The following is an 18,682-nucleotide window of genomic DNA, read 5'->3' as shown; positions in this document are numbered from 1 at the left end:
ATGGAAAACGGCAGCGCCGGCGCCAAGAACCGGCGGCTCGGCCGCGGACTCGCCTCGCTGCTGGGAGAGGGCGAGACCGAAAGCGGCTCCACCGACCGGCTGCAGCAGAGCCGGTCCGTTCCGATCGAGAAGGTCCATCCTGGCCGTTTCCAGCCGCGCCGGATCTTCGATGCGGAGGAGCTTGACGCGCTGGCGGACAGCATCCGCGAGAAGGGCGTCATACAGCCGATCCTGCTGCGTCGCGATCCGGACCAGGCCGATACCTTCGAGATCATCGCCGGCGAGCGCCGCTGGCGCGCGGCCCAACGGGCCCAGCTGCATGAGATCCCGGCGCACATTCGCGAGTTCGACGACCGCGAGGCGCTCGAGATCGCGATCATCGAGAACGTTCAGCGCGAGGATCTCAATCCTCTGGAAGAGGCCGAGGGATATCATCGCCTCGTCGAGGAGCACGGCCACTCGCAGCAGGAGGTCGCGCGGGCGGTCGGCAAGAGCCGCAGCCATGTCGCCAACACCATGCGCCTGCTGGCGCTACCGTCGGAAGTGCGGGGCTATCTCGATGCCGGCGAGATCAGCGCCGGACACGCGCGCGCCCTCTTGACGGCGGAAAACGCGGCCGCGCTGGTGGCCGAGGTAGTACGCCGAAAGCTCAATGTCCGCGAGACCGAGCGGCTGGTGCAGAAGGAAAAGCAGCCGTCCTCGACTTCGTCCAGGCAGCCGCGCCGCAAGCCGGCGGTGGAGAAGGATGCGGATACCAGGGCGCTTGAACAGGATCTCTCCCAGAAGCTCGGGATGCATGTCGAGATCGCCGCCGGCGTGGACGGCCGGTCCGGCGCGCTGATGATCCAGTACGAGAGCCTCGAGCAACTCGATGCCTTGCTGGCGATCATGTCGGCGCCGCGCACGGTAAGCGCGGATTTCAGTTCTCCGGAGATAAGCGGCTTTCTCGGCGAGGTGCCGGATTACGATCGGGAAACGGCGAAAGAGATCGCGAATGCCGACGGCGATTCGATCGATTTCAGCGAACTGATGAAAGACGGCGATACGACGCGGCCGTCCTGATTTCCGAATGGCATTCGTGACTCATCCCCGGGCGCCGGCACGGGCCCGGCTGCGCGCCGCGCTGTAGGCAAGCCCGAGCAGGGTCTGTCCGGCAACGGCAAGATCCGGCGTGCCGGTGGACTTGCACTGGGTCTCGGCTTCCGCGAGGCGGTTCAGGGCGAGCCGCAGACGCTGGATCGGCCAGGCCCTGAGCTGCGCCATGAAGGCCGGTTTCACGGCAAAAAACAGGGGCGGCCGGAGTTTCTGCACCGCCTGGTCGGCGCTGTCGCCATCCGCCATATGCGCCGCCGCGCGGTGCAGCCGCTGAAAGTGCCTGAGCACAGCCCGCAGCACGGCGATCGCGTTCAATCCGTCGGCATAGCCCCGTTGCAACAACCGGTCGGCCGCCGCGACATCGCCGTTCGCCACCGCCAGTGCGATCTGGTCGAGCGCGAGCGCGCTGCTGTCCCCGACAAGCTGTTGAGCATCCGTGAGGCTTGCTTCTCCGCCGGTGCCGACATAGAGCGCAAGCTTCTCCACCTCCGAGCGGGTGACGCGGCGGTCGCCGCCGAGATGCGCGCTCATGTAGGCGAGCGCGTCGGGCGTGGCCCGCACGTCGAAGCTAGCGAGAGTCTCACGGATGACGTTGTCCAGACCCGCGCCGCTGTCGAGGTAGCAAGGGACCGCCGCCGCCTGTTTCTCGTTCTCGAAGAGCTTGCGCAGTTTCGACCGGGCCTCGAGCGCCCCGGCCTCGATGATGACGAGGCTGTCGCCGGTTTTCGTGCCAAGCGCCAGTTCCGCCGCCGCGGTCACCGCGTCGCTCGCTCCCCGCAAACGGACCAACCGGCGCCCGCCGGTCAACGAGATCGCGGCCGCTTCGTCGGCGATCCGGCTCGGCTCCTCCTTCAGGCTTTCCGGTGTCAGATCGGAGACCTGAAAGGGGTCGGCGAGATCCTCGACGACGGTTTTCGCGATCCTGTCGGAGATTTCGCGGACCTGACCGCCGTCGGGCCCATAGATCAGGACGGCCCGGACATGTTCCGGGGGGCGGCGGATGAAACCTGCAATCTCGTTCGATTTCAGTTTCATCGCAGGTTTCCGTCAGGTGCCGCGCCGGCGGTTGAAATAGAGTCCGAGACGCAGCCGGATGTCTTCGCCGATTTCGTCAGCGGCGCGCCTGCGCGCATCTTTCTCGGCGGAAAGTGTGGCGAAATCCGAATCCACCCTGTTGAAGGTCGTCGTTGACTCGGATTGTCCGCGATGAACCGGCTGCCCGGTCTCGAGATCGACCAGGACGAAATCCGCCGCGAACCGCACCTTCGCGAAGGTCGAGGTCGAATCCTTCAGGATGACCAGATTGGACCTGGTCTCGGTGAGGCTGACATCGAGCCTGTAGTGCGCCTGTCCCGGAGTGCCCCGGGGAGTCAGCTTGTCGAGCAGACTGTTACGCAGAAGCTGGCCCGCCCGGTCCGCGATCGGCGAGACCGCGATCGAGGCGAGATCCGCTGTAACAGCACTCTGCCGTCCGACCTCGCCGGACCGCTTCCCGTAAACCGGCTGGAACCCGCAGGCTCCGACGGCGAGAAGAAGAATCAGGACGGCGGGGGTGAGCGCTCTTCTAGGCAACGATATTCACAATCTTGTTCGGAACCACGATGACCCGGCGCGGTGCCTTGCCTTCGAGGATCTTCTGGACGTTCTCAAGGGCCAGTGCAGCTTCCTCGACGCCGGTCTTGTCCGCATCGCGGGCAGCCTCTATGGTCCCGCGCAACTTGCCGTTGACCTGTACGGCGATGGTCAGCGTGTCGTCGCGTACCAATTCCTCGCTGAAGCTGGGCCAGGGTACGTTTGTGAGCAGCCCTTCGCCGCCAAGTTCGACCCAGAGCTCCTCGGCGATATGCGGAACCATCGGTTCGATCAGGCGCACCAGGGTCTCGTAACCGAAACGGCGGGCCCAGGCTGATCCCTCGTCGTCTCCGTCGAGATCCGCGAGGGTGTTGCTGAGTTCGCGGACCTGCGCCACCGCGGTGTTGAACCGGAATCGTTCGATCGCCTCGCCAATGCCCTTGATCGCCTTGTGTACCGCTTTCTCGGCTGCTTCCGCCTTGCCGGAAAGATCGGCCGGCCGCGCGGTGCCGCGCGACGCGAACGGTTTCGCCGGCTCGGTGATCAGGCGCCAGAGGCGGCTGAGATAGCGCCAGGACCCCTCGACGCCGGACTCCGTCCATTCGAGATCGCGTTCCGGCGGCGAGTCCGAGAGCATGAAGAGCCGGGCCGTATCGGCACCGTAGCTGCCGATGATGTTCTCCGGATCGACAACGTTGCGCTTCGACTTGCTCATCTTTTCGATACGGCCGGTCTTGACGGGTGATCCGTCGGCCACGGTGACGAAACCGGCGCCTTCCTTCCTGACATCGGTCGGAAACAGCCAGGCGCCGTTCTGGTCCTTGTAGGTCTCGTGACAGACCATCCCCTGGGTCATCAGGCCGGCGAAAGGCTCGTCGAGGTTCAGATAGCCGCATTTCTTCAGCGCGCGGGTGAAGAAGCGGGAATAGAGCAGATGCAGGACCGCGTGTTCGATGCCGCCGATATACTGGTCGACCGGCAACCAGTACTCCGCCGCCTCCCTGGAGAAGGCATTCTCGCCCTGGGCATCGGCGAACCGCGCGAAATACCAGGAGGATTCGAAGAAGGTGTCGAATGTGTCGGTCTCGCGCACGGCGTTGCCGCCGCAGCTCGGGCAGGCGACATGTTTCCAGGTCGGGTGCCGGTCGAGCGGGTTGCCGGTACCCTCGAAATCGACGTCTTCCGGCAGTTCGACCGGCAGATCCTCTTCCGGGACCGGCACCTCGCCGCAATCGGGGCAATGGATGAAGGGAACGGGGCAGCCCCAGTAACGCTGACGGGAAACGCCCCAGTCGCGGAGACGGTAGGTCGTCGTCTTCTCGCCCTGACCGGCTTTCTGCAGCCGGTCTGCAACGGCGGTCTTCGCTTCCTCGACCGCGAGACCGTCGAGGAAGTCCGAATTGTAGATCCTGCCCGGGCCCACATAGGCCTCGGTCCCGACCTCGAATGTTTCCGGGTCGGCGTCCGGCGGAAGCACGACCGGCGTCACCGAAAGATCATATTTGCGGGCGAAGTCCAGGTCGCGCTGATCGTGCGCCGGGCAGCCGAAGATGGCACCCGTGCCGTAGTCCATCAGCACGAAATTCGCGACATAGACCGGCAGCTCCCAACCATCGTCGAACGGGTGAACCGCTTTCAGCCCGGTATCGAAACCCTTCTTTTCGGCAGTCTCGATCTGGGTCTCGCTAGTGCCCATGCGATTGCATTCGGCGATGAACTCCGCCAGGGCAGGGTTGTTCTCGGCGACCTTGGCGGCCAGCGGATGGTTCGCTGCGATGGCGCAGAAGGAGGCGCCGTAGAGCGTGTCCGGTCGCGTAGTAAAGACTTCCAGCTTCTCGCCGGCGCCGCGAATGTCGAAATAGACCCGCGCGCCGTCCGACTTGCCGATCCAGTTATGCTGCATCAGCGTGACCCGGTCCGGCCAGCGTTCGAGGCCGTCGAGGGCTTCCAGCAGCTCGTCCGCGTATTCGGTGATCTTCAGGAACCACTGCGAGAGCAGCCGCTTCTCGACCGGTGCGCCGGAGCGCCAGCCCATCCCGTCGATCACCTGCTCGTTGGCGAGCACCGTGTTCTCGACCGGGTCCCAGTTGACCCAGCTTTCCTTCTTGTAGGCCAGTCCCGCCTTGTAGAAATCGAGAAACATCTTCTGTTCATGGCGGTAATAGGACGGGTCGCAGGTTGCGATCTCGCGCCGCCAGTCATAGGAGAGCCCCATGCTCTTCAGTTGCGCGCGCATGGAGGCGATGTTCTCGTGCGTCCATTTCGCCGGGTGTACCCCGCGTTCGAAGGCGGCGTTCTCCGCCGGCAGCCCGAACGCATCCCAACCCATGGGGTGGAGGACGTTGAAGCCCTTTGCTTTCTTGTAGCGGGCCACGAGATCGCCGAGCGTGTAGTTCCGCACATGCCCCATATGGATGCGTCCCGACGGATAGGGGAACATCTCGAGGACATAGTATTTCGGCTTGTCCGGGTCTTCGCTTACTTCGAAGCAGTTCTGTTCTTCCCAGACTCGCTGCCACTTGGTCTCGGTTTCGCGGAAATTGTAACGGGACATCTCTCGGCCTTGGTCATGGGCGCCGGGGCGCCTGATCGTCTTCAAGACCGGCTCCGAGCGGGAGCCGGGCGGTCTCGATACCATGCTCTGGCATCAGTTTCCGGTGGCGCCGACCCGGAGCTGGCGCGCCCGCGTAAGGATGGCGTCCTCCAGGTCTCGATGGAGTTTTTCCTCGGTACCGGTATCCTGCCATTGCCCGTCGCCGGCGAGGCGCTGCTTGAACACCTTCGCGCGCACCCCGTCGGACCGCAGTGCGCGGTCGAGAATGAAGATATTGATCTTGAAGCGCTCGTTCGGGGTTTCCGGGGGAGAATACCAGTCGGTGATGATGACGCCGCCGAACGGATCCGCGGAGGCGAGTGGCATGAAAGAGATCGTGTCCAGCGACGCGCGCCAGAGGAAACTATTTACCGCGATGCCAGAGCCAAGCGCGGCCTGCTGCTGGTTGTCGACATCCTCTCCGAACAGGGTGAACCCGTCCGCGCCGAAGATCTTTTCCTCCTCGCCGTAAACCGGTTTCCCGCCTGGCCCGGAGCGTGGATACTCGTACTCGACATCCGCGCCCTCGCACGCCGCCAGGGCAAACACGCCCAACAAGGCGGCGTGCCGTAGCCGGCCGTATTTCCCCAAAAGTCCCGGAATCCTCAAATCAACCAAGATTCGCACTCGCGTTTTTCATGTGGTCGAGACGCCTTTTACCGTTTCTGTTCGCTTGGAACAACTTGCCATGTGGTAGCAGTGTCCGAGTCGGGCCAAAACCTAATAAATCCCCTGTGTGCCATAGGTTTGTGGCATTTTCGCCACATTGAGACAGATTTGCATAAATGTCCGGCCTGTCTTTCTTGACGGTCACTGGGGGACCGAATAGTGATGCTTTGACGTCAGGTTAGGGGGTTAAGCAGTTCAACTGCATTCAACTGACCGCGTTAATTCAACCGACGACTCTCGGGAGTAGGGGAAAATGAAAAAGATTCTTCTCGGAACGACCGCGATTGTTGCCGCTGGCATGATCGCCTCGCCGTCCGCTGACGCTGCTGAAAAGCTGAAAGTGTCTGTCGGCGGTTACATGGAACAGTGGTTCGGCTATGTCTCTCAGGATGAGGGCACCGGCGCCACCACCGACTACAGCGGGTTCGACGTCAAGTCCGACGCCGAAATCCACTTCAAGGGCATGACCACCCTGGACAACGGCATCTCCGTCGGCATCAACGTCCAGCTGGAAGCCAACAGCAACTCCAGCGACCAGATCGACGAATCCTACCTGATCGTCAAAGGCAACTTTGGTGAAGTCAACCTGGGTTCGGAGAACTCCGCTCTCTACAAGATGAACTATGCTCCGGCCGAATACGGTATCGGTATCAACTCCGGTGACGCCGGCGACTGGGTTGTCCAGCCGTCCACCGTTTCCGGCAGCTTCTTCCGCAGCCCGTTCGGTTCGACCAACGTTGAGCCGGCCCGGACCAACGACTCCGAAAAGCTGACCTACTACACGCCGCGGATCGAAGGCTTCCAGCTCGGTGTGTCCTACATCCCGGACGACGGGCAGGACTCCAACAGCCAGCCGGACCGCAACGCCAGCTTCACTGACGGCTATGCGATCGGCGCCAACTTCAAGCGTGACCTCGGTGGCTTCGACCTCGGCATTTCCGGTGGTTACGGTGCGTTCACCGAAGGCGCGACCTCCAGCCAGGACGACCCGGCTGCGATGTCTCTCGGCCTGACCGCCGGCTTCGGCGGCTTCTCCGCCGGCGCATCCTATGCCAAGTCCGAAGGCACCACCGATGCCCTCGACGAGGAAGGCTACAACATCGGCGTCGCTTATGCGTCCGGCCCGTGGGGCGTCAGCCTCGGCTGGTTCCATGGCGAGCGTGAAGGCTCCACCACTGCCGGTGTGACCTCCGGTTCCGGCGAGCAGGACACCTATGCTCTGTCCGGCAAGTACGCGCTCGGCCCGGGCGTGACCGCTGCGGCCACTCTCGGCCACACCGACTACGGCACCGAAGACACCGGTGCAGAAGGCGCCGACGGCACCTACTTCGTCGTTGGTATGAAGCTGTCCTTCTAATCCGGTTTCGGATTACGGACTTCGGGAAGGGGCTGCCTCGTGCGGCCCCTTTCTTTTGTGCGGTAGCACCGGATTGCCGACAGGCGCTTTGGAACTGCCCCTGCCCCTGATATACACATCCGGTACGGATCGGAATGAGGGGACGAGAGCGTGCAGTTCGAGAATTTCTTCAAGAAAATCACCCGCGACCAGTTTCTGAGCGACTATTGGGACAAGGCCTATTACTTCGAGCAGGGGGCTTTCGATCCGATCGACTCGCTCTTCAGCTGGGAGCAGATGAACGACCTGATCAACCGTTCGAAGCTGTGGCATGCGGGCTTCATGGAGATGGCGGTCGACGGGAACGTGTTGCCATCCGAGCAGTATTGCCAGCCCGGCCGCGACCGCAGGGGAGCGAACGTGCTTGTCCCGGATCCGGAACGCGTCCGTTTCCTGATGTCGAAGGGCGCCAGCCTGGTGCTCGATTTCGTCGAGGGGATCCACCCGTCGATCCAGGACGCCACGCGCTTCATCGAGCGGCTGACCGGCACGCATGCGTCATGCAACGCCTATTGCTCCTGGAAAAGCGTGCAGGCCTATCACTCCCATTTCGATACGATGTGTGTCTTCGCGATCCAGATCGAAGGCGAAAAGACCTGGAACATCTATCGTGGCCGCGTCAACGAAGCGATCGATGTACCGCGGATCCGTCCGGGCGATTTCTCCCGCGAGCAGCACAATCAGCAGAAGGGCGAGATCATGCAGCAGATCGTGATGCGCCCGGGCGACGTGCTGTATCTCCCGCGCGGGCTCTATCACGATGCGATGACGACGGATACAGCGTCACTGCACCTGTCCTTCGGCGCCACTTACACGGACGGCCATTCCTCACTCAATATGCTGACCCCTTACCTGCATCAGGACGAGTTCTTCCGGAAGCGAATCCCACATTTTGATGACGGAGACGATCTAGCCACTTACCTTACGGAGCTCGGCAAGAAGGTCGCAGAACACATGGCCCGGCCGGACTTCCACCAGCATATCCGGGGCTATCTCATGGCGCAGGTGGCGGACAAGGTGGTGCGCCACAATCTGCCAGACCGTACCCCGGACATCTATTTCATGGTCACGCGGCGCCCGGTGAAACTGGCGCGCAGAGGTCAGGCGGCGAGCCTCACCGGCGAAGGGTTCAGCCTCGACATCGCGAAAGAGGATTACGCTCTCGTCGAGAAGATCGTTGGCTCGGAGGAGGTCTGGCTATCCGATCTTCGCGCCGCATTCCCGGACCGGGTTCCGCATTTCGAAGCCCTGCTCGGCGCGCTCGTCAAACACGGGGTAATTTGGCGCTTGCGCGGATGACCGGGTCGGAAACAGCACGATGAGCGGCATTCTCTGGCTCGCCTCCTTTCCAAAATCGGGCAACACCTGGCTCCGGATCTTCATCGAGAATCTGTTCCGGAACAGCTCGGAGCCGGTCTCGATCAACGATCTCGGTGTCGTCCGGTACGGCGACATGATGGGGCCGCTCTACGAACAGATTTCCGGTAAGCCGCTCGCTCAACTGAGCGATGCGGATATTCACGCGCTTCGCGAACCGTTGCAGAGGTCCTGGGCATCCCAGTCGGAAACCGCGATCGTGAAGACGCACAACGCGCTGATGATGCACGAGGGCCGGCCGCTCATTCATCTCGAGCATACCGCCGGTGCCGTGTATGTCGTGCGCAACGTCTACGACGTGACGGTATCCTATGCCGATCATTACCGGCTTTCGCTGGATGACGCGGTGGAGGCCATGACCTCGTACCTTCAGACGACCCGGACGACAAAAGCCGCCGTGTTCCAGGTGCTCGGGACCTGGACCGATCACTACCGGAGCTGGCACGCGGTGGAGAATTTCAACCCCCTGACCCTGAAATACGAGGCGATGGCGAAGAGTCCGACCAAGGCATTTGGCGCGTTCATGCGCTATCTCGGCGTGCCGAAGGATCCGGAGCGATTGAAGCGGGCGATCCGGAACAGCAGCTTTTCCGTGGTTTCGGGTCAGGAAAAGCAGACCGGTTTCCGCGAGCGGGTGCACCAGTCGCAGAAATTCTTTCGCGCCGGCGGCATCGGCGGCTACCGGCAGGTCCTGAGCGAGGATCACGTGAAGCGCCTTACCGAACGTCATTACGACCTGCTTCTGGAACTTGGATACATCTCCAAGTCCGGAACACCGCGCGTCTGATCCGGCGGCATCGGGGCTTGAATGGCTGCTGCTTCCTACGATATCGAGCCGATCCGGCGCCTCGCCTCGGGCGGACGCTGGAGGGACGCGCGCGAAAGATATAACCGTATCTTGCGCAAGGCCGGCCGTGACTGGCGGCCGTTCTACGCGATCGGGATGCTGGAGGCCTCGGGCGGCCATTTCGACCGCGCCGAGACGCTTCTGGAAAAGGCCCGTGATCTGGCGCCGGCGACGGAACTCCAGGTGGCGGTGAATCTGGCGCAGGTGCGGTTCCATCGCGGCGATGCCGCCGCCGCTGCAGAACTTCTGGCTCCGATCGCCGCCGGGCTTCTCGACAATCCGCAGGTTCAGAAACTCTACGGCACCGTTTTGCTGGAACTCGGGCGCTACGACGAGGCGGCGCCCGCGCTCGAATCCGCATTGGCACAGGGTGAGGATCCGGCCGTGCTGAACAATCTGGCGGTTATCTATCGCAATCAGTGGAACCTGCCGCGCGCAGCGCAGATGCTCGAGCGGGCCGCTCGGCGGGACGGCGGCATAGAGATCCGCAGCAATCTTGCCAGCATCTATCTCGCGATGGGCCGGAGCGATGCCGCGAGAGAGCGCTTCGACGAACTCTTGCGCCGGGATACCGGAGATCCCCGGGTGCTTCGCGCGCTGGCGCAATTCTGCCGCGAGAGCGGCGACCTGACCCGCGCCGTATGGATGGCCAGGCGCGCCGTGGCGGCGGATCCGGGCCAAGGCGCCTCGCTCAGGCTGCTGGCCGAACTGCTCGACCGGCAGTCGGCTCTGGAAGAGGCGCTGCGGGTCGCCCGCAACGGTTGTTTCCTGGCGCCGCACGACCAGTATATGACCGCTCTCCGTGGACGCGCGCTCAGAAGGCTGAAGCGTCTCGAGGCCGCGAAATCGCTGCTCGAACCGGCATTGGACGGAGCTGACCAGGGCCCTCATACCTTCCGGCTCGGCTTCGAGCTGGCGCAGACTCTCGATGCGCTCGGAACGTACGAAGAGGCCTTGAAATGGTTCGAGGCGGCGAACCGCGCACAGTTCGAGGAGTTCCGTGGCGGCGAACTCGATCCCGCCCGCGCCTTTTCGGAAATCGCGGAGCTGAAGGCGGCGTTCTCCAAAGCGCCGGCCTGGGCGAAGGAGATGGCGGTGCCCGCTCCGGGTGAGCCGGACCCGACGTTTCTTGTCGGCTTTCCGCGGTCCGGCACCACATTGCTGGACCAGGTGCTCGATGCCCACCCGAATGTGGAAGTTCTCGAAGAGCGGCCCCTGATCACCGATCTGGCACTGCGGTTGCGGGCGGAGGGCGTGTATCCAAGCGCACTGGAGGCCCTGCCGGAGCAGGCGCTTTCCGAACTCCGGTCGGCCTATTTCGCCGAGCGCGCGCGCTTCATGGTGCCGTCGGAAGGCGCGGTCTATATCGACAAGATGCCGCTGAACATCGTGCATGCGGGCCTCGTCAAGCGCCTGTTTCCGCGCGCGCGCTTCATTCTCGCGCTGCGCCACCCCTGCGATGTCTGTCTCAGCTGTCTGATGCAGAATTTCAGCCTCAACCATTCCATGGCGGTATTCTGTTCGCTGGAGGACACGATTCGCTTCTACCGCGAGGTATTCTCGCTCTGGGAGCGCTATGTCGATCTCCTCGATCCGGCGGTGGTCACGGTAAGATACGAGGACATGACGCGCGATCTCAGGGGCTCGGCCGAACCGGTACTGCACTTTCTCGGGCTTGGATGGGACGAGCGGATGCTGGCTTTTCACGAGCATGCCCGCAGCCGGGGCCATATCGCGACACCGAGCTATGCGCAGGTGACCCAGCCGCTCTACGGCCATGCCGTGGCGCGCTGGCAGAGATATGGTCCGAAACTGAAAGCGGCGGCCGAAGAGCTGCACGCGGAAATCGAACGCTTCGGGTATGGGGATTGAGACGATGGAGCTTCGCGAGAAGGATGCCGACGTGAATGTGGCGGGCAATCTTCAGACTGTTCGTGCGCAGATCGGAGCGGCGGCGAAGGCCGCGGGCCGCGCCGCGGGGGAGGTGACTCTGGTCGCCGTCGGCAAGGTGCAGCCGGTCGAACGGGTCGAGGCGGCGCTCGTGGAGGGGCAGCGCGTCTTCGGCGAGAACCGGATCCAGGAAGCGCAGGGCAAATGGCCGGCGCTGAAGCAGAAATATCGGGACGTCGCCCTGCACCTGATCGGGCCGTTGCAGACCAACAAGGCGGCCGATGCGGTGGCGCTGTTCGACGTGATCGAGACGGTGGACCGCCCGAAACTCGCCCGCGTACTCGCCGCCGAGATGGAGAAACAGGGGCGCCGTCTCGAATGCTTCATCCAGGTGAATACCGGCGAGGAAGAACAGAAGGCCGGTGTGCTGCCGTCGGAGGCCGACGCTTTCATCGAGACCTGCCGCGGCGCGCACGGCCTCAACATCACGGGCCTCATGTGCATTCCGCCGGTGGACGAGGAGCCGGCGCTTCATTTCGCGCTCCTGCGTGAAATCGCTCGCCGTCACGGGCTGAAAAAGCTCAGCATGGGCATGAGCGGCGACTATGAGACGGCCATCGAGTTCGGTGCCACCCATGTGCGGGTCGGCACGGCGATTTTCGGCGAACGGCAGAAGCCTGCAGGCTAGGCGAGGTCCGGCGGGACGACAATCGTGCCCTCTCCGCCGCACTGCTGCAGAACGCTCAGCAGGTCGGGCAGAGCAAGGGCGACGCAGCCTTCGGTACCGGAATAATCCGGTCGGGCGACGTGCATGAAGATCGCGCTGCCGCGGCCCGGAACCGGCGGGTCGTCGTTGTAACCGAGCTCCACCACCACGTCGTAGACCGCATCCTCGCGCATTAGCCGCTCGTGCGATCCCGCGTAAGGCAGGGTGACGAGGCGGTTGTAGTTGGCGGCATCGGCCGGGTCGTCGCTCCAGCCCAGGTCCGCAGTGATTTCGATCGGCGTCTTGCTGCCAAGTGGCGGCGCCAGGCGGTCTTTCCGGTAGAAGGTGCGGCGAAGCGGAAAACGTCCGACCGGCGTCGCGCCGTCGCCTTCGCGTTTGTCGGCGCGGACGCCGCCTTTGCCGATCGCGCACCGCAGCAGCGCGCCGTTCATGTCGAGGTGATAGGTGCCGGCGTCGCCCGCCTTGAGAACAAGATCCAAAAAGCCTCTCCGTCAGAACCGGCGGAAACGTGGCTAGCCCGTTTGCTGGCCCGGAGCCTTCATGGTTTCATACTTGTCGAGTGCTTTCATCATCCAATCGGCCAGGCCGCCGCGGTTCGCGGGCGGGCTCAGCTGACCGGAGGAGGCGGTCTCAACCCGGCCCGCCGAACGGTTCTTCAGGCCCGGTTCGGTCAGGGACGGCAGCGAGGGTCCGCGCTTGCGTGTCGCCGTCTTCGCCTGGCTCTCACGGATCAGGGCATCGAGCCCGCGGCCGGTCACGCTCTGCAGCGAGGGTCCGGACTCCTGTTTCGGCGTGACGACCCCGCTGCTCCAGTCCACGGGTCCGTTCGATCGTCCCGGCATGCCGAGAGCGCTCGCCTGCGCGTAGGCGGCGAGCGCCTGCGGCGAGGGAAGTTCATCAAGGCCGGTTGCCGCCGCCTGTTCTACGGCGCCGGCAGGCGCTTCGGCAAGCTGGGTGCCGGAGGGGAGGGCGAGTTCCGGCTCGGCTGCTGCGGGTGTGGGCGTCTGGTCGCCGCTCAGCCGGGCGATTACGGTGCCGCCGATGTCGGCACCGGCCTCGGCCTCGACAAAGACGTTCGCGACGCTTGCGACCATGCCGGCCGGGCCGCCGTACAGGGTCCCGCCGGCCATCCGGGCCGCCGGCGCGATGCCGTCGCCGGTGAGTTCGCGGTAGAGCGTCGAGATGAAGGGCAAATGCTGCAACGGATTGACGATATCGATGAAATCATCGAATCCGAAACCGTCTTCTCCCCATCCATGGTCGCCGGCCGTGGTCTCCGCGCTTGCGGAGGATCGGTCGCGGTCATCCTGTTTCACGTCGCGTTCACCGGACTGAAAGGACTGGGACCACCAGGCAGGTTGTGCCGCCGATTGAGTGACATCCATTGCAAAGGCTCCTTTTGCCCTGCTGGGATGCAAGCGCCATACCAGTATGTTGTCGTCGGGCCGGGCTGATGCATGGGCCCCGCAAGTCATTCAGAACAGATGGCCTGTCCGTGCGGCTTTGGTCTTCAGATACCCCTCGTTGTGGGCATTGGAGGGAAAGATATGCGCCACCCGTTCCACGACGTCGACGCCGCACCGCTTGAGCTGGGCAATCTTTTCCGGATTGTTGGTCATCAGCCGCACCGAGCGGACGCCGAGCTGATGCAGCATTTCGGCCGCGCTCAGATAGACCCGTTCGTCGGCCTCGAAGCCGAGCTGCTCGTTGGCGTCCACGGTGTCGCTGCCGAGGTCCTGCAACTGATAGGCGCGCAACTTGTTGATAAGTCCGATATCGCGGCCTTCCTGGGCGAGATAGAGCAGGATCCCGGAGCCTTGGGCACCGATCTCCTTCAACGCGCCCCGGAGCTGGTCGCCGCAATCGCAACGCAGGCTGCCTAGTAGGTCGCCAGTCAGGCATTCGGAATGGAGGCGGACGAGGACCGGGGCGTCGAGGTCGGGCTCGCCTATGATGATCGCAAGATGTTCCTCGCCGCCGTCGGCGGGGCGGAAAGCGACGATCCGGGCATTTTCCGCGGCCGCCAGAGGCACGCGCGCGGACGCGACACGGCTGAGCCTGCGCGCGCTTGCCTCGACATAACCCTCGACATCGGACACACCGAGCGAGAGCAGACCCTGCGCGTGGGCCCAGCGGGCGGCCTCCGCGGCCTTGATGTCGGTGACACGGGCGACGACGACGGAGGGCAGCAGGCGCGCCCACTTGGCGAGCTGGACCACCGCGGGCCCGAGACGTCCGGCGCGCACCGGGACGACGGTCAGTGCGCGGCCGAGGGCGCCGAGCTTTTCCGGCTCGAACAGCGGATCAGCGATCTGGCGGACCAGCGCCGCGTCGACGCCGCGCGGCAGGGCCATGCTCGAATAGGGCGGGATCGCCTCGTTGCCGGTGATGTCGCGTGCCCGGTTTCGCGGCACGATCACGGATGGCAGACTGCCTGCCAGACGGACCATGGTCGCCAGAGCAATCTGGTTTGCCATTTCGGCGGCGAGCACGAGCAACACGCTGTCGTCGGCCGAACCGTGCACCAGCACCAGGCCGCCCCGGCGCAGCTCCGAGATCGCCCGGTCGACGGAGGTCTGGGTCGAGGGGGATGCAGCCGTGCCGCCGCCGTTCCTGAACTGAGAGTTTTCCATGTGCCGCATCATCTTCCGCACGGGCCCAAGGTCAAGCTCCTTGAACCGGTGCCGTGCCTAAAGCAGTGTTTCGTCTCAACCTGGCGAAGATGGATACGGCGATGACGCTTTTCAAAACCTATGACCGCGCGGCCCTCGACCGGGAGTACGACAATCGCAGGAAAGTCGGGAACAGTGCGGAAATTTCGGCGCCCTGGGAGACAAGAGGGGCCGAGGTCCGCCGCCAGTTCTCGGCCGATCTCGACATCGCCTACGGCGTGCACCCGCGTCAGCGCGTTGATGTCTTCCCAGCGGGCAAGCGCGACGCGCCCGTGCTGATCTTCGTCCATGGCGGCTACTGGCACATGCGTGACAAGTCGATCGCGCATTTCCTGGTCCCGACCTTCGTCGCGGCGGACATCACGTTCGTTTCCGTCGGCTATCGGCTCTGCCCGGAGGTCTCGGTCGCCGACATCACGGAGGATGTCCGGGCGGCGATTGGCTGGGTCTCGGAGAATGCATCCGGTTTCGGCGGCAACCCGTCCCGGCTCTACCTCGCGGGCCATTCGGCCGGCGGGCACCTCTCGGCCTTCATGGGCGGTCCGTCTGGAATGCCGGCCGGCGTGCTCAAGGGCATATGCTCGGTAAGCGGGCTGCACGACCTGGAGCCGATCCGGCTTTGTTACCTGAACGACGTTCTCTCGCTCTCGCAAGAGGAGGCGTCGGCATTGTCCCCGATTGAACGGGTTCGCGCCGCTGCCGCCGAGGGTCTCAGGTTGCCGCCGCACCTGCTCACGGTCGGCGCCCTGGAAGGGCCGGAATATCTCCGTCAGCGTGACGAGCTTGCCGAAGCGCTGCGGGCGAAGCGGCAGCCGGTTGAACTCGTCGATCTGCCTGATCGCGATCATTTTACCGCGCTTGAGGCCTTCGGCGACCCGCACCATCCTCTGTGCCAGGCGATGCTCCGGCTGATCCTGGCGCCGGCTTTCTGAGAGGGGGCGGGGGACATGTTCGATCAGGTTCTGGTCGCCCGTATCGGCGATATCGAGATCGCGCGGGCGGCGGAACGCGATACACTGACGATCGAAGGAAGCGTCTATTTTCCGCCGGATTCGGTCGATCTGGCGCTGCTGCGGGAGAGCGGAATGCGCACGCAATGTCCCTGGCGCGGGGAAGCGGTCTATTATGACCTGCATGCCGGGGGGCGCGTCGTCGAGAATGCCGCCTGGGTCTATCCGCGCCCGACACGGAAGGCGTCAAGGCTCAAGAATTTCGTCAGTTTCTGGAAGGAGGTCGTTGTAGAGCCGGTTTAAGACTCTGGTATTCGGAGCTCTTTCTTCTTAAGTGTGGAACTCTATACATGTAACGGGTCGTGGCGGGTGATGGTGAACGGTAAAAAAGTCCTGCTGGTCGAAGACGACGAAGCGCTTCGGATCACGCTGGCTGAGCAACTGGAACTGCACGAGGAATTCGCAGTCCAGGCGGTGGCAAGCGGAGCGGAAGCGCTGGAAACCGTCAAGTCGGCCCATTTCGATCTGATCCTGCTCGATGTCGGCTTGCCGGACATGGACGGACGCGATGTCTGCCGGCTGATCCGGCGTCACGGCGTGAAATCCCCGGTCGTCATGCTGACGGCGCAGGATGGCGACGCCGATACCATCCTCGGGCTCGATGCCGGTGCCAACGACTATGTCACCAAGCCGTTCAAGATCGCGGTCCTGCTTGCCCGCATGCGGGCGCATCTGCGCCAGCACGAGCAGAGCGACGACGCGGTCTTCACCATCGGTCCCTACAGCTTCCGTCCGAGCGCCAAGCTGCTGATCGACGAAGCCAGGAACAAGAAGGTGCGCCTGACGGAGAAGGAAACCGCGATCCTCAAATATCTCTACCGGACCGGCGGGCGCATGGTGAAGCGCGAGACGCTGCTGAACGAGGTCTGGGGCTACAATGCCGGCGTGACCACGCACACGCTGGAGACCCATGTCTACAGACTGCGTCAGAAGATCGAGACCGATCCCTCGAACGCGCAGATCCTGGTGACCGATCCGGGCGGCTACAGGCTGGTGCCCTGAGCGCCGCATTCACCATTTAGGCGCTTGTCCCGATTTGATCTTTTCACTTCCGCGTGGGTCATGCAGACTTGCGGCACCGAAAGAACGGGCAATTTGACCCGAAAGTTGGTGGGGGATCGAACTTGTCGCCGGGAGCCGAGTTTTATGTCCGGATCTGGGGGGCACGCGGAAGCCTCGCCTGCCCGGGGCCGGACTTCGTGCGCTATGGCGGTAATACGGCCTGTCTGGAAGTGCGCTGCGGCGGCCGCCTGTTCATTCTCGATGCCGGCACCGGGCTGCGCAATCTCGGCCTTGCCCTCGACAAGGCCGGTGCGGTGGATGCCGATCTGCTCTTCACGCACTCCCATCTCGACCATATCGGCGGGCTGCCGTTCTTTACTTCCGCCTTCAAGAAGGGGAACGTGTTCAGGGTCTGGTCCGGTCATCTCTCCGGAAATCAGGACATGCGGGACGTCATCGCCCGGCTCATGTCCTCGCCGCTCTTTCCGGTGCCGCTCGAGGTTTTCCAGTCGAAGCTCGCTTTCAATAATTTCGCTCCGGGTGACGTGCTCGACTTCGGGTCGGGGATATCCGTGCGTACCGCGATGTTGAACCATCCCCAGGGGGCCATCGGATACCGCTTCGACTTTGGCGGAAAGTCGATCTGCTATGTGACCGATACCGAGCACAAGCCCGGCAAGCCCGACCGGAACATTCTCGAACTTGTCGAAGGCGCGGACGTGATGATCTACGACGCCTGCTATACCGACGAGGAGTTTCCCAAATTCGTCGGCTGGGGACATTCCACCTGGCAGGAAGGGATCCGGCTTGCAGATGCGGCCGGGGTCGAAAAGCTGGTCCTGTTTCACCACGATCCGAGCCACACCGACGAGGTCATGGACGACATAGTGCGCCAGGCCGAGGAACGTCGTCCCGGTACGGTTGCGGCCCATGAGGGCCTGACGATTACGCCTTGATATGACTCGATTCAATCACCCGTCACGGGGTCATACCTGGCGCCGAATGCGTCTGGGCCTCAGCACAATTCTTGGCATAAAACCAATGGGTTATTTTATGCCCTACCGCTATGCGGCAGATGTGCCGGACCGGGGTAGTCGATACGCATGGATCGAGGAGCGCTTCGCGGGTGAAGCGCTACCAGTATTCACTGCCGTGCTGCGGGATATCGAGAGCTACCGGGAGGCGCTTCTGGCAATCGGGAGTGCGCCGCCGCCGGAGCCGCGCTGGCGGCAGGACTGGTTTCCGGCGCTCGACGCGGCTGCTGCCTATGTGCTCGTCCGCGAACGCCGTCCGACGCGAATCCTGGAGATAGGATCCGGTCACAGCACGCGCTTCCTCGCCCGCGCGGTGCGCGACGGCGCTCTCGCGACCGAGATCACCTGTGTCGACCCGGCGCCGCGCGCGGACCTCTCGGGCACCGGTGTCCGCTTCCTGAATGAGACGATCCAGCAGGTAGATCCGGGAGCGCTGCCGCAGCTCGGGGCCGGCGACATCCTGTTTCTCGACTCCAGTCACCTGGCGCTGCCGGGATCGGATGTCGATCTCGTTCTCAACCACCTGCTGCCGGTCCTGCCGGCGGGCGTGCTGGTGCATATTCACGACATAGTGTTGCCGGACCCCTATCCCGAAGCCTGGGCCTGGCGCACATATAACGAGCAGCTGCTGGTCGCCGCGCTGCTTGCGGGCAAGGGCTTCGCGCCTCTCTTCTCGAGTCATTTCGCGCGAACCCGCCTGCTCGGAACGCCGCGGTCGCCGGATCTGGGCTGGCTGCCGCGCCCCGACGGGGCGCTGGAGACCAGTCTTTGGCTCGAGAAACTCTAGGCAGGGCACCG

At 63.7% G+C, this 18,682-nt stretch carries 18 protein-coding genes; 11 read left to right on the top strand and 7 right to left on the bottom strand.

Features of this window, described 5'->3' with window-relative positions:
- Positions 1-1,062 (top strand): ParB/RepB/Spo0J family partition protein, encoded by a 1,062-nt coding sequence (locus tag ACOOE1_RS14590; RefSeq protein WP_420406437.1) that lies wholly within the window; start codon positions 1-3, stop codon positions 1,060-1,062.
- Positions 1,063-1,083: 21 nt separating this feature from the next.
- Here the strand turns inward: ACOOE1_RS14590 and holA are convergent, their stop codons facing one another.
- From holA to ACOOE1_RS14570, 4 genes are all read right to left on the bottom strand, one after another.
- Positions 1,084-2,130, bottom strand: coding sequence for a DNA polymerase III subunit delta (gene holA / locus ACOOE1_RS14585; RefSeq protein ID WP_420402927.1), 1,047 nt, complete (start codon positions 2,128-2,130; stop codon positions 1,084-1,086).
- Positions 2,131-2,142: 12 nt separating this feature from the next.
- A complete protein-coding gene (gene lptE, locus ACOOE1_RS14580) occupies positions 2,143-2,667 on the bottom strand; it encodes an LPS assembly lipoprotein LptE (RefSeq protein ID WP_420402926.1) in 525 nt (174 codons plus the stop codon).
- Positions 2,660-5,221 carry a leucine--tRNA ligase gene (leuS, locus tag ACOOE1_RS14575; RefSeq protein WP_420402925.1) on the bottom strand — a complete coding sequence of 854 codons (2,562 nt, stop codon included), beginning with the start codon at positions 5,219-5,221 and terminating at the stop codon, positions 2,660-2,662. Before leuS ends, lptE begins: the two co-directional genes overlap by 8 nt.
- A gap of 93 nt (positions 5,222-5,314) precedes the next feature.
- Positions 5,315-5,809, bottom strand: coding sequence for a DUF3576 domain-containing protein (locus ACOOE1_RS14570; RefSeq protein ID WP_420406436.1), 495 nt, complete (start codon positions 5,807-5,809; stop codon positions 5,315-5,317).
- A 373-nt stretch (positions 5,810-6,182) separates the two neighbouring features.
- On the opposite strand from ACOOE1_RS14570, the gene ACOOE1_RS14565 reads away from it, so the two are divergent.
- From ACOOE1_RS14565 to ACOOE1_RS14545, 5 genes are all read left to right on the top strand, one after another.
- Positions 6,183-7,286: a porin gene (locus ACOOE1_RS14565; protein ID WP_420402924.1), complete on the top strand. Its 1,104-nt coding sequence runs from the start codon at positions 6,183-6,185 to the stop codon at positions 7,284-7,286.
- Positions 7,287-7,436: 150 nt separating this feature from the next.
- Positions 7,437-8,624: a JmjC domain-containing protein gene (locus tag ACOOE1_RS14560; protein WP_420402923.1), complete on the top strand. Its 1,188-nt coding sequence runs from the start codon at positions 7,437-7,439 to the stop codon at positions 8,622-8,624.
- Positions 8,625-8,643: 19 nt separating this feature from the next.
- Positions 8,644-9,489, top strand: a complete 846-nt coding sequence (locus tag ACOOE1_RS14555; protein ID WP_420402922.1) for a sulfotransferase domain-containing protein — start codon at positions 8,644-8,646, stop codon at positions 9,487-9,489.
- 21 nt (positions 9,490-9,510) lie between these two features.
- Positions 9,511-11,421, top strand: coding sequence for a tetratricopeptide repeat-containing sulfotransferase family protein (locus tag ACOOE1_RS14550; RefSeq protein ID WP_420402921.1), 1,911 nt, complete (start codon positions 9,511-9,513; stop codon positions 11,419-11,421).
- Positions 11,411-12,127 (top strand): YggS family pyridoxal phosphate-dependent enzyme, encoded by a 717-nt coding sequence (locus ACOOE1_RS14545; protein ID WP_420402920.1) that lies wholly within the window; start codon positions 11,411-11,413, stop codon positions 12,125-12,127. The genes ACOOE1_RS14550 and ACOOE1_RS14545 overlap by 11 nt, the downstream gene beginning before the upstream one ends.
- Here the strand turns inward: ACOOE1_RS14545 and ACOOE1_RS14540 are convergent.
- The 3 genes from ACOOE1_RS14540 to ribA form a co-directional block, all read right to left on the bottom strand.
- The gene (locus ACOOE1_RS14540) at positions 12,124-12,645 is read right to left on the bottom strand and encodes a L,D-transpeptidase family protein (protein WP_420402919.1); all 522 of its coding nucleotides are present in this window, start codon (positions 12,643-12,645) and stop codon (positions 12,124-12,126) included. The two genes, ACOOE1_RS14545 and ACOOE1_RS14540, sit on opposite strands and share 4 nt — an antisense overlap.
- Before the next feature lie 33 nt (positions 12,646-12,678).
- Positions 12,679-13,551, bottom strand: coding sequence for a hypothetical protein (locus ACOOE1_RS14535; RefSeq protein WP_420402918.1), 873 nt, complete (start codon positions 13,549-13,551; stop codon positions 12,679-12,681).
- A 90-nt stretch (positions 13,552-13,641) separates the two neighbouring features.
- Positions 13,642-14,799 (bottom strand): GTP cyclohydrolase II, encoded by a 1,158-nt coding sequence (gene ribA, locus ACOOE1_RS14530; protein ID WP_420402917.1) that lies wholly within the window; start codon positions 14,797-14,799, stop codon positions 13,642-13,644.
- Between the two features lie 101 nt (positions 14,800-14,900).
- Here ribA and ACOOE1_RS14525 point away from each other — a divergent pair, with 101 nt between their 5' ends.
- The 5 genes from ACOOE1_RS14525 (at position 14,901) to ACOOE1_RS14505 (ending at position 18,671) form a co-directional block, all read left to right on the top strand.
- Positions 14,901-15,770 (top strand): alpha/beta hydrolase, encoded by an 870-nt coding sequence (locus tag ACOOE1_RS14525; protein WP_420402916.1) that lies wholly within the window; start codon positions 14,901-14,903, stop codon positions 15,768-15,770.
- 15 nt (positions 15,771-15,785) lie between these two features.
- Positions 15,786-16,091: a DUF427 domain-containing protein gene (locus tag ACOOE1_RS14520; RefSeq protein ID WP_420402915.1), complete on the top strand. Its 306-nt coding sequence runs from the start codon at positions 15,786-15,788 to the stop codon at positions 16,089-16,091.
- 69 nt (positions 16,092-16,160) lie between these two features.
- A complete protein-coding gene (locus ACOOE1_RS14515) occupies positions 16,161-16,850 on the top strand; it encodes a response regulator transcription factor (protein ID WP_420402914.1) in 690 nt (229 codons plus the stop codon).
- A 122-nt stretch (positions 16,851-16,972) separates the two neighbouring features.
- Positions 16,973-17,806, top strand: a complete 834-nt coding sequence (locus ACOOE1_RS14510) for an MBL fold metallo-hydrolase (protein ID WP_420402913.1) — start codon at positions 16,973-16,975, stop codon at positions 17,804-17,806.
- Between the two features lie 85 nt (positions 17,807-17,891).
- Positions 17,892-18,671: a class I SAM-dependent methyltransferase gene (locus ACOOE1_RS14505; protein ID WP_420402912.1), complete on the top strand. Its 780-nt coding sequence runs from the start codon at positions 17,892-17,894 to the stop codon at positions 18,669-18,671.
- Positions 18,672-18,682 lie beyond the last annotated feature (11 nt).

The organism is Nisaea sp., from assembly GCF_965216895.1.
Lineage (GTDB): Bacteria > Pseudomonadota > Alphaproteobacteria > Thalassobaculales > Thalassobaculaceae > Nisaea.
The sequence above is the reverse complement of the archived record's forward strand: the minus strand, read 5'-3'. Positions and strand labels throughout refer to the sequence as shown.

Coding starts and splice junctions, on each gene's coding strand:
- ACOOE1_RS14590 (WP_420406437.1), top strand. CDS start 1: ATGGAAAACGGCAGCGCCGGCGCCAAGAACCGGCGGCTCGGCCGCGGA.
- ACOOE1_RS14550 (WP_420402921.1), top strand. CDS start 9,511: ATGGCTGCTGCTTCCTACGATATCGAGCCGATCCGGCGCCTCGCCTCG.
- ACOOE1_RS14555 (WP_420402922.1), top strand. CDS start 8,644: ATGAGCGGCATTCTCTGGCTCGCCTCCTTTCCAAAATCGGGCAACACC.
- ACOOE1_RS14525 (WP_420402916.1), top strand. CDS start 14,901: ATGACGCTTTTCAAAACCTATGACCGCGCGGCCCTCGACCGGGAGTAC.
- ACOOE1_RS14515 (WP_420402914.1), top strand. CDS start 16,161: ATGGTGAACGGTAAAAAAGTCCTGCTGGTCGAAGACGACGAAGCGCTT.
- ACOOE1_RS14545 (WP_420402920.1), top strand. CDS start 11,411: ATGGGGATTGAGACGATGGAGCTTCGCGAGAAGGATGCCGACGTGAAT.
- holA (WP_420402927.1), bottom strand. CDS start 2,130: ATGAAACTGAAATCGAACGAGATTGCAGGTTTCATCCGCCGCCCCCCG.
- leuS (WP_420402925.1), bottom strand. CDS start 5,221: ATGTCCCGTTACAATTTCCGCGAAACCGAGACCAAGTGGCAGCGAGTC.
- ACOOE1_RS14565 (WP_420402924.1), top strand. CDS start 6,183: ATGAAAAAGATTCTTCTCGGAACGACCGCGATTGTTGCCGCTGGCATG.
- ACOOE1_RS14505 (WP_420402912.1), top strand. CDS start 17,892: ATGGGTTATTTTATGCCCTACCGCTATGCGGCAGATGTGCCGGACCGG.
- ribA (WP_420402917.1), bottom strand. CDS start 14,799: ATGGAAAACTCTCAGTTCAGGAACGGCGGCGGCACGGCTGCATCCCCC.
- ACOOE1_RS14535 (WP_420402918.1), bottom strand. CDS start 13,551: ATGGATGTCACTCAATCGGCGGCACAACCTGCCTGGTGGTCCCAGTCC.
- ACOOE1_RS14520 (WP_420402915.1), top strand. CDS start 15,786: ATGTTCGATCAGGTTCTGGTCGCCCGTATCGGCGATATCGAGATCGCG.